Origin of the sequence: Stagnimonas aquatica, from assembly GCF_003730135.1 — a bacterium.
Taxonomy (GTDB): domain Bacteria; phylum Pseudomonadota; class Gammaproteobacteria; order Nevskiales; family Nevskiaceae; genus Stagnimonas; species Stagnimonas aquatica.
The window spans coordinates 876,790-891,817 of sequence record NZ_RJVO01000001.1 but is presented as its reverse complement, the minus strand read 5'-3'; the positions used below and the strand labels follow the sequence as shown (position 1 = coordinate 891,817).

Annotated in this window: 12 protein-coding genes; 8 read left to right on the top strand and 4 right to left on the bottom strand. The window is 70.9% G+C overall.

What is annotated here, in order from left to right:
• The first annotated feature begins 12 nt into the window (after positions 1 to 12).
• The 4 genes from ED208_RS03865 to ED208_RS03850 all read left to right on the top strand — a co-directional run bounded on the left by ED208_RS03865 (position 13) and on the right by ED208_RS03850 (position 1,847).
• Entirely contained in the window at positions 13 to 660 is a 648-nt protein-coding gene (locus tag ED208_RS03865; protein WP_123210524.1) for an acyl-CoA-like ligand-binding transcription factor, read from the top strand.
• Between the two features lie 77 nt (positions 661 to 737).
• Positions 738 to 965 carry an RNA-binding S4 domain-containing protein gene (locus ED208_RS03860; protein ID WP_123210523.1) on the top strand — a complete coding sequence of 76 codons (228 nt, stop codon included), beginning with the start codon at positions 738 to 740 and terminating at the stop codon, positions 963 to 965.
• A 4-nt stretch (positions 966 to 969) separates the two neighbouring features.
• Positions 970 to 1,500: a M48 family metallopeptidase gene (locus tag ED208_RS03855; RefSeq protein ID WP_233574762.1), complete on the top strand. Its 531-nt coding sequence runs from the start codon at positions 970 to 972 to the stop codon at positions 1,498 to 1,500.
• On the top strand, positions 1,497 to 1,847 hold the full coding sequence (locus tag ED208_RS03850) for a hypothetical protein (protein ID WP_123210521.1): 351 nt from the start codon (positions 1,497 to 1,499) through the stop codon (positions 1,845 to 1,847). The genes ED208_RS03855 and ED208_RS03850 overlap by 4 nt, the downstream gene beginning before the upstream one ends.
• A gap of 16 nt (positions 1,848 to 1,863) precedes the next feature.
• Here ED208_RS03850 and ED208_RS03845 read toward each other — a convergent pair whose 3' ends face one another.
• Positions 1,864 to 2,889, bottom strand: a complete 1,026-nt coding sequence (locus ED208_RS03845; RefSeq protein WP_123210520.1) for a 2-hydroxyacid dehydrogenase — start codon at positions 2,887 to 2,889, stop codon at positions 1,864 to 1,866.
• Positions 2,890 to 3,073: 184 nt separating this feature from the next.
• Here ED208_RS03845 and bcsB point away from each other — a divergent pair, with 184 nt between their 5' ends.
• The 4 genes from bcsB (at position 3,074) to ED208_RS03825 (ending at position 9,170) form a co-directional block, all read left to right on the top strand.
• Positions 3,074 to 5,275 carry a cellulose biosynthesis cyclic di-GMP-binding regulatory protein BcsB gene (gene bcsB, locus ED208_RS03840; RefSeq protein ID WP_123210519.1) on the top strand — a complete coding sequence of 734 codons (2,202 nt, stop codon included), beginning with the start codon at positions 3,074 to 3,076 and terminating at the stop codon, positions 5,273 to 5,275.
• The gene (locus ED208_RS03835; RefSeq protein ID WP_123210518.1) at positions 5,272 to 8,373 is read left to right on the top strand and encodes a cellulose biosynthesis protein BcsC; all 3,102 of its coding nucleotides are present in this window, start codon (positions 5,272 to 5,274) and stop codon (positions 8,371 to 8,373) included. The genes bcsB and ED208_RS03835 overlap by 4 nt, the downstream gene beginning before the upstream one ends.
• 123 nt (positions 8,374 to 8,496) lie before the next feature.
• On the top strand, positions 8,497 to 8,781 hold the full coding sequence (locus ED208_RS03830; protein ID WP_123210517.1) for a type II toxin-antitoxin system RelE/ParE family toxin: 285 nt from the start codon (positions 8,497 to 8,499) through the stop codon (positions 8,779 to 8,781).
• A 14-nt stretch (positions 8,782 to 8,795) separates the two neighbouring features.
• Positions 8,796 to 9,170 (top strand): HigA family addiction module antitoxin, encoded by a 375-nt coding sequence (locus ED208_RS03825; protein ID WP_123210516.1) that lies wholly within the window; start codon positions 8,796 to 8,798, stop codon positions 9,168 to 9,170.
• A 102-nt stretch (positions 9,171 to 9,272) separates the two neighbouring features.
• Here ED208_RS03825 and bcsG read toward each other — a convergent pair whose 3' ends face one another.
• The 3 genes from bcsG to ED208_RS03810 form a co-directional block, all read right to left on the bottom strand.
• Positions 9,273 to 10,883 carry a cellulose biosynthesis protein BcsG gene (gene bcsG, locus ED208_RS03820; RefSeq protein ID WP_123210515.1) on the bottom strand — a complete coding sequence of 537 codons (1,611 nt, stop codon included), beginning with the start codon at positions 10,881 to 10,883 and terminating at the stop codon, positions 9,273 to 9,275.
• Between the two features lie 4 nt (positions 10,884 to 10,887).
• Positions 10,888 to 13,494, bottom strand: a complete 2,607-nt coding sequence (bcsA, locus tag ED208_RS03815) for a UDP-forming cellulose synthase catalytic subunit (protein ID WP_123210514.1) — start codon at positions 13,492 to 13,494, stop codon at positions 10,888 to 10,890.
• Between the two features lie 172 nt (positions 13,495 to 13,666).
• Positions 13,667 to 14,785, bottom strand: coding sequence for a LuxR C-terminal-related transcriptional regulator (locus ED208_RS03810; RefSeq protein WP_123210513.1), 1,119 nt, complete (start codon positions 14,783 to 14,785; stop codon positions 13,667 to 13,669).
• Positions 14,786 to 15,028 lie beyond the last annotated feature (243 nt).

Here is a 15,028-nt window from a genome sequence, read left to right as displayed (position 1 = left end):
GACGATGTATCAATGTCGAAAACTGAGCCTACCCAGCCCGCGCCGCTGCGCAGCCGCAACAAGCTGCGCGTTCGTCAGGAGATCGCCGCCTCGGCGATGAGCCTGGCGGTCGAGCGCGGGCTCGGCAGCTTCACGGCCGACGACGTCGCCACCCTGGCGCAGGTCGGGCGCGCCACCTTCTTCCGCTACTTCGACTCCAAGGAGTCGGCGGTGGTGGTCGGCTTCTACGAAAACCGGCTGAAGGAGCTGGTCGCGACTCTCGGCGAGGCGCCAGCCGAGCTTGGGCCGGTGGACGCGCTGATCTGGAGCTTCCACCGCCTTGGCGCCGACTTCGAGCGGCAGAGCAAGCTGATCCGGCTGCTGGCGACCATGCTGCTCACCTCGCCCAGCCTGCGCGCCAAGGCGCTGGACTACCAGGCCAGCTACGAACAGGCGATCGCCACTGCCATCGCCGGCCGCTACGAGGCGCTTGCCGACGGCGATCTGCGCCCGCGCTGGCTGGCGGCCTCGACCCTGGCGGTGAGCACCACCTGCGTCTACCACTGGAGCGCCAGCGAGGTGCCGCTGAGCCTGCCCGAGCTGGTCACCGCAGCCTTGCAGCAACTGAAAGCCGGATTCGACACCGCGCCGGCCGCCAAGCCGCGTCGGCGCCCGCGCTGAATCCCGCCCCGGCCGGTGTCGCTGCCCGGGGTCCGGCCGCATACTGCCGCGCTCCGCGCCATCGGGCCCGCGCCGCCATGACCAGCATTCACTTCGACCTCGACGCCGACTACATCGAACTCAACCAGCTGCTGAAGCTGGCTGGCCTCTGCGACAGCGGCGGCGCCGGCAAGGCCCTGGTGGCGGAAGGCTTGGTCACGGTCGATGGCCAGCCGGAGTCGCGCAAGACCGCCAAGATCCGCGCCGGCCAGCAGGTGGTCTGCAACGGCCTGCGCATCCGCGTGCGCGCCGCCACCGGCGGTTGAAACGGTGAGCACCGGGCCCGACCCGGCGCTGCTCGACCGGCAGCTGCGCAACTACCTCGGTGCCTATCCCGAGCGGGTGCAGGCGCAGGTGCGCGGCCTGCTGCTGGAAGACCGCCTGGCCGAGCACCTGGCGCGCAAGTATCCCGGCAAGCACGCGATCCAGGGCGACGCCGCGCTCTACGACTACGTGCAGGGCATCAAGCAGGCGCAGCTGCACAGCACGCCGCCGGTACACAAGGTGCTCTGGCAGAACAAGATGGACGTGATCCAGAACGTGCTCGGCCTGCACACCAGCATCTCGCGGGTGCAGGGCGGCCGGCTCAAGGCCAAGGCCGAGATCCGCATCGCCAGCCTGTTCAAGACCCTGGCGCCGGAGTTTCTGGAAATGGTGGTGGTGCACGAACTGGCGCACCTGCGCGAGCGCGAGCACAACAAGGCCTTCTACCAGCTCTGCGAGCACCTGCTGCCGGACTATCACCAGATCGAATTCGATCTGCGCCTGCTGCTGTTGCAGCGGGCGGTGGCGGGCGCATGAACGCCGACGCCAGGCTGCGCGCCATCAAGCTGGCGCACACGCTGGTCTGGGTCTTCTTCGCCGGCTGCGTGCTGGCGCTGCCGTTCGCGGCCTGGCTCGGCGCGCATCGCCTGGCGGCGCTGCTGGCCGGCGCGGTCGCACTGGAAGTGCTGGTGCTGGTCTTCAACCGCCTGAGCTGCCCGCTCACCGCGCTGGCGGCACGCTACACCGAGGACCGCCGCGCCAACTTCGACATCTATCTTCCGCTCTGGCTGGCGCGCAACAACCAGCGCATCTTCGGCAGCCTCTACTTTGCCGGTCTGGCTTTCGCGCTGCTGTGCTGGCTGCGCGACGGAGGTGGCTTCTAGCCTTGGGCCCCAAGCCTCAAACCGGCGCCGGCCGCAGCAGCGAGGAGTCCACCCGGTTGCCGCTACCGGCGGCGCGGCCGGCGAGATAGTCGTCGGCATTGCTCAGCGTGGTCTCGGCGATGGCGGCCAGCGCCTCGCGGGTGAAGAAGGCCTGGTGGCCGGTGACCACTACGTTGGGGAAGGTCAGCAGGCGCTGGAACACGTCGTCGGTGACGATGCTCGACGACAGATCCTCGAAGAACAGATCGCCTTCCTGTTCGTAGACATCCAGTCCCAGCGCGCCGATGCGGCCGGACTTCAGCGCCTCGATCACCAGCGCGGTATCGAGCAGGGCGCCACGGCTGGTGTTGATCAGCATCACGCCCGGCTTCATGCGCGCCAGCGCGGCGGCACCGATCAGATGATGGGTGGCCGGCGTCAGCGGGCAGTGCAGCGAGACCACGTCGCTCTCCGCCAGCAGGTCATCGAGCGCGCTGGCGATCATGCCCTCGGCGAGCAGGGCCGGTGGTACCCCGAGCGGATCGTGGATCAGCACCCGGCAACCGAAGCCGCGCATGATCCGCGCGAACACCGTGCCGATGCGGCCGGCGCCGATCACGCCGACGGTCTTGCCGACCAGATCGAAGCCCTCCAGGCCTTCGAGCCGGAAGTCGTTCTCGCGGGTGCGGTTGTAGGCGCGGTGCAGGTGGCGGTTGAGCGTCAGGAGCAGGCCGACCGTGTGTTCGGCGACCGCGTGCGGCGAGTAGGCCGGCACCCGCAGCACGGTCAGGCCCAGACGTTCGGCGACGGCCACGTCCACCTGGTTGTAGCCGGCGCAGCGCAGCAGGATCAGGCCGGTGCCGCCGGCTTGCAGTCGCGCCAGCGTGTCGGCGTCGAGCGGATCGTTGACGAAGGTGCAGATCGCCGGATAGCCGGCGGCCAGGCGCAGGGTTTCCGGCCCCAGGCGCGCCTCGGTGAAATCCAGCGCATGACCGTGGCGCTGGTTGGCCGCGAGCAGATCGCGGCGATCATGGCTGTGGGCGCTGTAGACCAGGATGCGCATGGGGGATTCGTTGGCCGGTTATCGGCAAGCCTAACCGGCGCGGTAAGTCTTGGCCCGTACCCGCCGCCCGGTCTGGTGCGCTAGGCTGCGGAACGCAGGGTGTGCGAACGATCTGCGGTGACAGCGGGGGAGTCAGGATGAGTCGCTCAGAGGTCTGGATGGCCGAGTCGTGGCAGGACGGCGCATGAGGCGCCGCTTGGTGCTGCTGTCGGCGCTGGCGTTGCTGGCCGGGTCCGCCAGGGCGGTCGCGGCGTCTCCTTCCCTGGCCGAAGCGGCGCCGGCCGAGACCGCCGCCGTCACGCCAGCGCCGGTGCTGGAGCGCCGGTTGCTGCTCAGCGAGCTGGGTGGCAATCCGGCGGAAGTCATCAAGGGCGTCGAAGGCCAGCAGAGCTGGGACTTCGGCCTGCGCCTGGACCAGACCGTGCGGCAGGCGCGGCTGCGGCTGCGCTACAGCTATTCGCCGGCGCTGCTGCCGGAGCTGTCGCACCTGCGGGTGCAGCTCAATGGCGTGGTGGTGGCGACGGTGCCGCTGCCGCGCGAGGCCAATGGCGCCGAGCAGACCAGCGAGATCGCGCTGCCCAGCGAGTTCTTCACCGACTACAACCAGCTCAACATCCAGCTCATCGGCCACTACACCACCGGCTGCGAAGACCCGCTGCACAGCAGCCTCTGGGCCTCGATCAATGGCGCCAGCGAGTTGCTGCTGAGCCTGCAAGCACTGGAGCCGAGCCCCGATCTGGCGCGCCTGCCGGCGCCCTTCTTCGACGAGCGCGACCGCGAGCGCCTGCGGCTGCCCTTCGTGTTCCCGGCCACGCCCTCGCTGCCGGTGTTGCAGGCGGCGGCGGTCGCCGCCACCTGGTTCGGCGCCCTGGCCGACTATCGCGGCGCCGAGTTCCCGGTGCTGCGCGACCGCCTGCCGCCCGGCCACGCCCTGCTGTTCGCCACCAACGAGGCGCGTCCCTCCGGGCTGGAACTGCCATTGGTGCAGCAGCCGAGCTTGCGCCTGCTGCGCAACCCCGCCGATCCCTACGGCCTGCTGCTGGTGGTGCAGGGGCGTGACGCCGAGCAGTTGCAGCAGGCGGTGAACGGCCTGGTGCTCGGTTCGGCGCTGCTCAGCGGCCCGGTGGCCACGGTCAAGGCGGCGCCGCTGCCGGCGCGACGGCCGCTCAACGACGCGCCGCGCTGGCTGCCCGGCGACCGCCCGGTGCGCTTCGGCGAGCTGGTGCAAGACATCAAGGACCTGCAGGTGGAAGGCCACGCCCCCGGCCCGATCAACCTGCGGGTGCGGGTGGCGCCGGACCTGTTCACCTGGAACCGCCACGGCGTGCCGCTCCAGCTCAGCTACCGCTACACGCCGCCGGTGGAAGACGACAACTCCATGCTCACCATCAGCGCCAACAAGCAGATCGTCAGCTCGTTCCGGCTCAAGCCGGGCGAGCCCGGCGAGTACAGCGGCGTGCTGCGGGTGCCGCCCTACCTGCTCGGCAGCGACAACAACCTGCAATTCCAGTTCGGGGTGGACTACCACCGCCCCGGACCCTGCCGCGATTCCGGGCTGGACCTGGTGCGCTCCTCGCTCGACCCCGAGGCTTCGACCATCGACGTGTCCGGGTTCGACCACTACGCGCTGATGCCCAATCTGCGGCTGTTTGCCAATGGTGGCCATCCCTACACGCGCTACGCCGATCTCGCCGAGACCGCGCTGCTGCTGCCGAGCCCGGCCAGCGATGGCGATCTTGAAGCGGCCTTCCAGTTGCTCGGCCGCCTGGGCGCCATCAGCGGTGCGCCCGGCCTGCGCCTGCGGCTGGCCAGCGGCGAGGCGCTGGAAGGGCTCCAGGACAAGGATCTGCTGCTGATCGGCGACCAGCCGCTGCTGGCGCGCTGGCGGCAGAACCTGCCGGCGGTGATCGAGCGCGAGGCGCGCAGCAGCGGCCCCCTGGCGCGCGCCGGGCTGTGGTTCCGGCGCGGCCTGGTGAACGACAGCAGCGCCGCCACCAACGAAGGCGGCGTCAGCGCCGAGAGCGCCGGCGGCATCGCCGCCCTGGTCGGTTTCGAGTCGCCGCTGCGCGGCGGCCGCAGCGTCGTCGCCCTGCTCTACAACAGCGAACCGGCGCGGCAGGCGGCGCTGACCGCCCTGGCTTCGCCGGGCTCGGTGGCGCGCATCCGTGGCGATACGGCGGTCATCCGCGGCAATGAGATCAAGGTGTTCAGCAGCAACAGCGGCTACGCGGTTGGCCGGCTGTCGCCGCTGACCTGGCTGTGGTTGCAGTTCTCGCTGCACGCCTGGCTGGTGGTCGTGCTAGTGCTGCTCGCCGCCCTGCTGGCCGCCGCCGGCGTCTATGGCTACCTGCGGCGGGCCGCCGCCCGGCGTATCGCGGCGACATGAGGCGCCCCGGCTGGCCGGCGGCGCTGGGCCTGGTGCTGGGCCTGGCGTCGGCTTCGCCTGGGGTGCTGGCGGCTGCCGATGTCGCGGTCGGTGAACTGCTGACTTCGGCGCGCGCCTGGCAGGCGCACGGTCGCACCGACCTCGCCCGTGCCGCGCTCAACAAACTGCTGGTGGCGGTTCCCGACCAGCCGGAGGGCCTGTTGCAACTGGGTCTGCTGGAGCTGGAAGCCAACCAGACCGAGGCCGCCGGCAAGGCACTGCGAAAGCTGCGCGCCAGCCATCCCGACGACCGTCGGGTGCGCGAGCTGGAGGACGCCCAGCGCATCGCCACCCAGGATCGCCTGCGCATGGCCAATGTCCGCCGCCTGCTGCAATCCGGCGAGATCGACGCCGCCATGCAGGGGATGCGCGAACTGTTCCCCGACGGCCCGCCCGGCGGCCTGCTGGGCATCGAGTACTACCGGGCACTGGCGCGCGTCGATGGCCGCCGCGACGAGGGCCTGGCCGGCTTGCTGCGGCTGGCGCGCGAGAACCCCGGCGAACCGGAGTTCGAGATCGCCATCGCCCGCCACTACCTGGGCCGTGCCGCGACCCGGGCGGACGGTCTGGCGCGGCTGGAGGCGATCAGCGCCCGGCCGGATGTCTCGCAGCGGCGGGTGCTCGACCTCTGGCGCGACGGCCTCAGCGAGCAACCCGGCAGCGCCGCCGACCAGAAGATGCTGACCCGCTATCTGCGGCTGGCGCCGGACGACCAGCAGATGCTGGCCTTGCAGGCGCGCTGGCAGGGACGGACGCCGGCGCTGGCCGCGCTGGAGGCGGCTCCGGAGCCCGCCGTCGCGCCGGTCAAACCCCCGCCGGCCGCGATCAGGCCCCCGCCGCCCGCTGCGGCCGCCGCGCCCATCCTTGCGTCTGCCGCCGCGCCTGCACCCGCGCCCCTGCCCCCGGAGCCGGCGCCCGCGCCGGTCGTCGCAGCGGAATCCGGCGGTCTGGCGCAGCGGCTGGGTGCGCCCGACGAGACGCCGCGTGCCGCGCCGGTGACGGCGCCGACGCCCCTGGACTTGCAGTGGGCGGCGCAACTGCGGGAGCCACCGCCGCCGCCCGACACCCGCGCCGAGCGGATCGAGGCCTGGCAGACCGAGGCGCGCGCGGCGCAGGCGCGGGGCGATCTGGCCGGCGCGCGCAAGGCTGCCGAACAGGCGCTGGCCCTGGCGCCGGAAGACCCCTGGCTGCGCTACCGGCTGGCGCGTCTGGAGCTGAGCGCGGGCGATACCGACGCCGCGCGGGCGCGGATGGCGGAGGGGCTGCGGCTCGCGCCCGGCGCCGACATGGACTACGCCCAGGCCCTGCTGCTGGCGGGGGTCGATCCACGCGCGGCGCAGGCCGCGCTGGCGCGGATTCCCGCCAACGAGCGCAGCGAGGGCGTGCTGCGTCTGCAAAGCCGTTTGCAGATGCGGCCTTTGCTGGCGGCCGGCCAGAGCCTGCTGCTGGCCGGCGACCGACCGAGTGGCGAGGCCTTGCTGGAAGGCGCCACCGCGCTGGCCGGCGAGGACCCGCGCCTGCAGGCCGAGGTGGCGCAGGCCTGGATCGCCGCCGGCCAGCCCGAGCGCGGCCGCGAGTCCATGCGCGCCTACCTGGAGACCCGGGGCGAAACACCCGAGCTGCTACTGGCCTGGGGCGGCGTGCTCGATGCCGCCGCCGAGGAGCAGGCGCCCGGCGCCGAGGCGGAGCTGGACGCCCTGCTGGCGCGGCTGCGCGCCGAGCCCCTGTCCGACGCCGATTTCGCCGAGGAGCGCGCCGAGCTGATCGCCCGCCGCGCCCGCCGCCAGGCGCAGGTCCAGCAGGCCGGCGGCGATAGCGCCGCTGCCTTCGCCACCCTCGATTCCGCGCTGCGCGAGGCACCGCGCCAGCCGGCGCTGCTGTCGGCGCGCGAGGCGCTGCTCGACGACACCCGGCCGCAGCGCGAGTCCAGCCTGATGCTGGCGCTGGATCTGCTCGACAAGCCCGGCGACGCCGGCATCTCCCGCTACCGCAGCCAGCAAATCCCGCTGCGCTATCAGGGCCCGCTGGGCGCCGGCCGGCTGGAGGCGCAGCTCGACGCCGTGTCGCTGGACGCCGGCCGCCTGCCGGCCGCCTTCGAGGCCGCCGCGCCCTACGGCCAGTTGCAGGCGGTGGGGCCGAGCGCCAGCGGCTATGCCGGTGTCGCGCAGAGCGTCGAGGGCTGGGCGCCCAGCCTCGGCTATCGCCAGGGGCCGTGGAGCGTCGATGTCGGCAGCACGCCGCTGGGCTTCCCGGTGGAGGATCTGGTCGGCGGCCTGCGCTACGGCGGCGACTGGGGCGAATTCGACTACGCCATCGAGGCCCACCGCCGGCCGCTGACCAGCAGCCTGCTGGCCTACGCCGGCGCCCGCGATCCGCTCAGCGGCGAGGTCTGGGGCGGCGTGCGCGACAACGGCCTGGGCCTGCGGCTGGCGCGCTACGAACGGCGCTGGAGCGGCTTCATCAGCAGCGGCTACAGCCTGCTCAGGGGCGAGCAGGTCGCCGACAACCGCCAGTGGAACCTGCGCCTGGGCGGCGACTGGGAGCTGCTCGACCGCGACGACCAGCGGCTCTACATCGGCCTCACGCTCAGCCACCAGCGCTACGCCGAGAACCTGCGCTACTACAGCTTCGGCCAGGGCGGTTACTACAGTCCGCAGCGGCGCAACGCGCTGAGCCTGCCGCTGGACTGGCGCGGCCGCCACCGCGCGTGGAGCTGGCAGGTGCAGGCGGTGGCGGCGCTGACCCGCACCCGGGAGGACGACTCGCTGTTCTTCCCCACCCGCCCCGATCTGCAAGCCGCCGCCGCCACCCGCCTGGCCGCCAGTGGCGATAGCGCGGTGTACGAAGGCGGCGACGGTGGTGGCTTCGGCTACTCGCTGATGGCGGCGCTGGAATACCGCCTGAGTCCGCACTGGACCCTGGGCGGCCGCGCCGACCTCGACCGCTCGGAGTTCTACGAGCCTTTGCAGGTCAACCTCTACCTGCGGCGCTGGCTGGACGGCGCGCCGGAAGGCCCCTTGGTGCCGCCGCAGCCCTTGCGGCCCAATTCCGAGCGCTGAAGCGCGCGGCGCGTCTGCCCATGCCAACGGGAGCTTCCCTCCCGCTGGGTCTGGCGGCCCTCACCGTCGGAGAACGTTGGCATCACGAGTTGCGTTAATAACGCAAGACGTTATCATCCAGCAATGACCATCAAGACCTTCAAGGACAAGGCGACTGCTGCCGCGTTTCTGGGCTTGCCGGTCCGGTCATTGCCGCCGCCGATCCGAAAGCGCGTCAAGGTCAAGTTGGAGCAACTGCAATTGGCGCGCCGTCTGGAAGATTTGCGGGTGCCGCCGTCCAACCACCTGGAAGCCCTGAGTGGTGATCGGCTAGGGCAACACAGCATCCGCATCAGTCAGCAGTGGCGCCTGTGCTTTGTGTGGACAGACGACGCGGCTTTTGACGTTGAGATCGTCGACTACCACTAAAAAGGAACCCGACCATGAGCATTCGCATTGAAGACCTGAGCAAGCTGGATTTCAGCGACGTGGTGGTTGCCGGCGGCAAGCGCATTCCGCCGACCTCGCCCGGAGCAATGCTGGCCGAGGAGTTTCTGATTCCGCTGGGCCTGAGCAACTATCGGCTGGCGAAGGAAATCGGCGTGCCCGCGCAGCGCATCGGCGAGATCATCGCCGGCCGCCGTGGCATCAGCGCCGATACCGATCTGCGTCTGTGCCGGTTCTTCGGACTCTCGGATGGCTGGTGGCTGCGCCTGCAGGCCGATTACGAAACCGAGATCGCGCGCGGTGCACTGAGCAAAGCGCTGGCAAAGATCAAGCCCTGGTCGGTGGTGGCAGAGCGCGGAGCGTCTGCCTGAAGCCTGCTTGCCGCGGTGTCCGATGCCGCGCGGGCATGAGGATCTAGCTGGGCGTCACCACCAATCAGTTTCCTCAGTGAAATCTGTGCTTGTACAAAAACTTCAGGGCTCGGTGCTGTACTCGGCCCAGCTCTGGTCGGGGTTGCGCAGGTAGTAGTTGCCACGCAGACGCATCACCACGGTGGCGTCGTTCTCGGCGACGAACTCGGTCTGCGGCAGCTCGCGCAGGTAGTCGGCCAGCAGCGGCGGCTCGGTGCCGTAGGGGCTGCGCTCGATGAACCGCGCCACCAGGCTGCTCAGGCCGAACAGGCTGGTCGGCGCGCTGACCGTCAGCGGTCCGTCCTGGGGCGGCGCGGCGAGGCCGATCAGCTTCACCGCCACCGGCGCCAGGGCGATGGCGGGGCTGGGGATCTCGCGCAGGCCGGAAATCTGCATGCGGTCGCCGCGTACCGCCGCACCGTGCTCGGGCACCAGCACCACCACCGCCTTGCGGCCGGAGGCCTGGAGCTGGTCGAGGAACTGGCCGACATCGCTGAACAGCAATTGCAGGCGCTGGCGGAAACTGTCGCGAACCCCGCTCTTGGGCGCGCCCACCAGCTTGTTGCCGTCGTGCAGGCTGACGGTGTTGTAGTAGAGCGCCACCGGCGGCCCCTCCGCCGGGCGCTGCGCCAGCCAGCTCGAAAGCAGGGCGAGATCGCCGTACACCGGCGAGTCGTCGAAGGCCCGCATCTTCACCGGCGCCGAGCGGTTGTCGATCGCCGGCACCTTCAGCCCGCCGCCCTCGCGCAGATCGCCGAGAAAGTCGCCGAAGTGGCCGTCGTGGTTCATCAGCAACTGCGGCTGGTAGCCAGCCTGTCCGAGCGCGTTGAACAGATAGCACTCGGGCGCGGCCGGCTTGTAGAGCGCGGCATGGCTGGTCTGGCCGCAGCCCGAGCGCAGCAGCCGGATCGCCGCCGGGCCGCTGTAGCTGGCGGCGGTGCTGTAGTTGCTGAAGCGGATGTCGAAGCGGTCCAGCAGCGCCGGCTTGCCCTCGCCGACATAGTCCATGTCGTCCCAGGCCAGCGAGCAGATGTGCAGAAAGATCACATCGAAGGCCGGCGCCGGGCTGGCCGGGGCATTGAGTTTGAGCTGGCGGCCGGCCTCGCGGCGGTAGAAGTCCTCCAGCGCGCTGTTCAGCTCGGCGCTGTCGGCCGGGCGGGTGTCGGTCACCGCCGTCTCGGCCGCCGCCGCGCCGACGCTGGCGCCGGCCACGGCAGGCGCGGCGGTCGCGGTCGCCGACGGCGCCAGCCGCAGGTTCAGTGACTGGCCCAGTTGCTGACTCAGGGGCACCAGCAGGATGCCGAGCACGGCAAAAGTGCCCATCCGCAGGCGCTGCCCCAGCAGCCACCAGACCGCGAACAGCAGCCCCAGCCCGAGCAGGGCCAGCGGGTTTACGAAGCGGCCCAGCAGTTCCAGCAGATAGGCGAAGCTGAACTGCTGGAGATAACCGGCCTGGCTGATCAGGCGCTGGAACGGCGGCAGCCAGGAGTCGTGGTAGAGCAGGACCAGGCCGGTTGGCACCGCCAGCACCTGGCGCAGCACCTTGAGCCAGCGCCGTTCCAGCGGCCAGGCCAGGGCCAGCGCGAAGCCCAGGTTGGGCCAGACCTGAAAGCCGATGAACTTCCCCAGGTACAGGAAGAGCTTGAGGAAGAAGTAATAGCTCCAGACGCCCATCGCTCTAGCCGCCTCCCGTGGCTTGCAGTTGCGCCGTATCCGCTCCGGGCGCGGTGACCGGTCGCCGCCAGACCAGCGCGGCGTGGCCGAAGTTGCGCAGGAAATACCAGAAACCGCGCAGGCCGAAGTGCAGCACCTCCAGCATGCTCGCCACCGGCCGGTCGCTGGTGTCCGGCGGCAGCCATTGCAGCCAGGCGTCGGCGCGGCCGAAGGTGCATTCGATCAGGTCGCGCTCTTGTCGCAGGCTCAGCGGCTCGAACCGCAGGCCCAGGCGCGGCGCGCTCCACTCGCTCACCCGCGCCGGAAAGTCGTACTGCCCGCCACGGTGGAACAGGCTCACGGTGATCGCGGTGCCGGTTTCCAGTGGCAGCTCGCTGTCCAGCGACAGGCCCAGGCCGTTGAGCGAGTAGTCGCGCACCTCGCAGCGCTGGCTGGGGCCGTCGCCGAGCCGGATTGCCGCCGGCAGCCACATGCGGATGCGCGGCGTCAGCCGCACCTGCCGGGCCTCGGCGCAGACCCCCAGCGCGGTGCCGACCATCACCAGGTTGTAGAGCGTCCAGGCGAGGTTGATGAGCACCGTGCCGGCGTCCTCGGGGTTCCACCAGAACAGCCGCAGCAGGCCGACCACCAGGCCGGCGATATTGAGCAGGGCGAGCGCCATGAACGGCGCGGCGATGCGCCAGTCGAAATAGGCGCGCTCGACCAGGCCGCCCTTCACCGTGACATTGAACTTGCCGATGCGCGGCGCGATCAGCGCCAGCGTGGTGGGCAGCGCGATGTACCAGGCCAGCACGGTCTCGTAGGCCTCGGCCCAGAAGGAATGCCGGTAGTGGCCCTGGATGCGCGAATTGGCGAGGCCGGCCTGCATCAGGTGCGGCAGCGCGTAGGCCAGCAGCATCGGCGCCGAGGTGGTGATGACGTGCGCCTCGAAGAACAGGTAGCTGAGCGGCGCGGTGAGAAACACCAGGCGCGGCAGGCCGTGGAAGAAATGCAGCATCGCGTTGGAATAGCAGAGCCGCTGGAACAGGTTGAGGCCCGGCCCGAACAGCGGATTGTCCACCCGGAAGATCTGCGCCATGCCGCGCGCCCAGCGGATGCGCTGGCCGACGTGCGCCGACAGCGACTCGGTGGCCAGCCCCGCCGCCTGCGGCAGATTGAGGTAGGCGGTGGTCCAGCCGCGCCGGTGCATCTTCAGCGCCGTGTGGGCGTCCTCGGTGACGGTCTCCACGGCGATGCCGCCGACCTCCTCCAGCGCGGTGCGCCGCAGCACCGCGCAGGAGCCGCAGAAGAAGGCGGCGTTCCAGAGATCGTTGCCGTCCTGCACCAGGCCGTAGAACAAGCTGCCCTCGTTGGGCACCCGGCGGAAGGTGTCGAGATTGCGCTCGAAGGGGTCGGGCGAGAAGAAGTGGTGCGGCGTCTGCAGCATCGCGCAGCGGCGGTCGCGCAGAAACCAGCCAAGCGTCAGTTGCAGGAAGGAGCGGGTGGGGATGTGGTCGCAGTCGAAGATGGCGATGTACTCGCCCTGCGTGCGGGTCAGCGCGTGGTTGAGGTTGCCGGCCTTGGCGTGGCGGTTGTCCGGGCGGATCAGGTACTCGACGCCGGCCTCGGCGGCGAAGGCGCGGAACTCCTCGCGGCGGCCGTCGTCGAGCAGATAGATCTTCAGCTTGTCGGCCGGCCAGTCGAGATTGGCGGCGGCCAGCACCGTCGGCTTCACCACCTTCAGCGGCTCGTTGTAGCTGGGGATGTAGACATCCACCGTCGGCCAGCCACGGCTGTCGGCGGGCAGCAGCGCCGGCTGGCGCTTGAGCGGCCAGACGTTCTGCACATAGCCCAGCAGCAGGATCAGCCAGGTGTACATCTCCGCCACCACCAGGCCGTAGCCGAGCACATGCGCCAGCGGGCCTTCGAGGTCGAGCGTGCTGCTCAGCCGCCACCAGATGTAGCGGCCGGAGGCGATCAGCGACAGGCCGACCAGGATCAGCGTCGGCACATCGCCGGGCATCCGCCGCACCAGCATCGCCGCGCCCCACAGCAGGGCCAGGAACAGGAACTGGCGCGGCAGATCCAGCGGCGTGCTGATCGCCAGGAAGGCCAGCGGCAGGCTCAGCGCCAGCAGCCACAGCCTCAGACGCCGGTGCCGGTGCGACTCCAGCGCCTGCGCCCAGTGTTCCAGCCGGGCGCTGCCGGCGCGGTAGTCGAGACGGTCCAGCGCCGCCCGCAGTCGCCGCAGCGGCCACAGCAGGGGATGCAACCAGGGTTCCGCCAGCCAGTAGGCCGGGGCCAGGAAGGCCGGCCGCCAGGTGCCGGGCAATGGCGGCCGGAATTCCGGCATCGGTCGCGACAGCAGCAGCGCCGCGCACCAGTCGCGCCAGCGACCCGGCGCCGGTACCGCCAGCCCGCGCGCGGCGGTCGCCTCCAGCCAGGCCAGCGCGCGTGCCAGCGGCGCCGGCAACGGCCGCCGGGCCTCCGGCGGTAGCAGCAACAGCCGCAAGCCCCATTCGGCCGGCCGGCCGGGGTCATGCACGCCCAGGCTGGCGGCCAGCCTCAGCAGCCAGCGGCGGCCTGCGGCGGCCAGGAGCTGGCGCGGTGGGGGGGCGGCGAGAGCGCTCATGGCTCAGTGTAGGCACGCCGTCGTTGCGCGCGCGGCCTGGGGCGATCACAGCCACCCCCCGCCGGATGCACGGCGTGGCCCAGGGCGTGCAGACCGGTGCCGCTGCTATTCAGCCATCTCGCCAGCAGCGCCGGCCCATGAAGGCCTCAGTGCCGGCGCCTGCCGCCCGGCCTCAAGCGAAGGCCAGGCGTCTGAGCAGGCCGGTGCGGCTGTTCACCTCTAGCCGCTGGTACACCGCCTTGGCGTGGGAGTTGACGGTGTTTTCGCTCAGATTCAGGCGCCGGGCCATGTCCGGCAGTGACTCGCCCAGCGCCAGCGCCAGGCCCACCTCGGCCTGGCGGCTGGGCAGTTCCAGTGCCTGGATGCGCCGGCTCAGGCGCAGTGGTAGCGGCTCCAGCCAGTCGATGCGGACGCTGATCGCGGCTGACTCGCCGACATCGGCGTCGAGCTGCTCGGCGCGCAGCTCGAAGCGGCCGTAGGCGCCGTCCAGGCTCAGTCCGGGCGGCGGTGAGGGCGCACCCTGGCTGCACAGCCGCAGCCGCCGCGCCAGCTCGCCAAGCAGGTCGCGCGGCGGCGCCGGCTTGGCGCGCAGGGTCGGAGTGGTGGCGAGTCCGAGCAGGCGGCGGGCGTTGCCGGAGGCAAACAGCAGCCGGCCCTCGGCATCAATGATCAGATTGCCGCGACGGCTGTCGTCCTCGGGCGGCAGCCATTCCACCGGGCCGGCATCCGGCCGGCCCAGGCAGTGGGCGAGATAGGGGGTGGCGAGCTGGAGCAGCTCGCGCTCGCGGTCGTTGAAGCGCGGGTCGCGCGGCGCGCGGTGCAGCTGCAGGATGCCCAGGCAGCGTTCGCCCTGCCAGACCGGCAGGTGCAGGCCGTGGTGAAAGTCGATGCGCCGCATCCATTCCTGATGGAAGGCCGACTGCTCGTACTGGCTGCGGCTGACCGTCAGCAGGCGGTCAAAGTCCACCGCCTGGCGCGAACTGCGGGCGGCGGCCCAGCCGACGAACACCTCCAGTTCCCGTGATTTGTAGAAGTTTTCGGCGTACAGGCGGCCCAGTTCCGGGCTGATCGGACGCTCATCGAAGATCCGTACCACCTCGCCCCGGGCGTCCTGCCAGAAAAACACATTGGCATGCGAGGGCACCAGCTCGTGCAGGCAGGACAGCGCCTCCGGCAGCAGAGCCTCGGCCGGCAGCGGCAGGCAGCTCATCTGCCGCAGCCGTAGCAGGCTGCGGCGCTGGGCGCGGCGGGAGTCGCCACGGCGGCTGGGGGTGATGGCGCTGGTGGTCATGGGCGGCCTCGGCTTGGCGACGAACCCGGCAGTGCGGGCAGGCTGGCATTAGCCGCGAAGCCGGCGCGGCAGTCCTGACCAAAACTTGAAACTTGCGGAGAATCGCGAACCGCCGCGATCACGCCGCCATCGGTCGCGATCTTTCCCGGTCATGATCCAGTGCCGACCCTGGCACAAGGCGATCCGGCCCTACAATCGATCTCCCCCCGGCCCCGGCCGGCCGCAATCACTCCGCCTCCATTC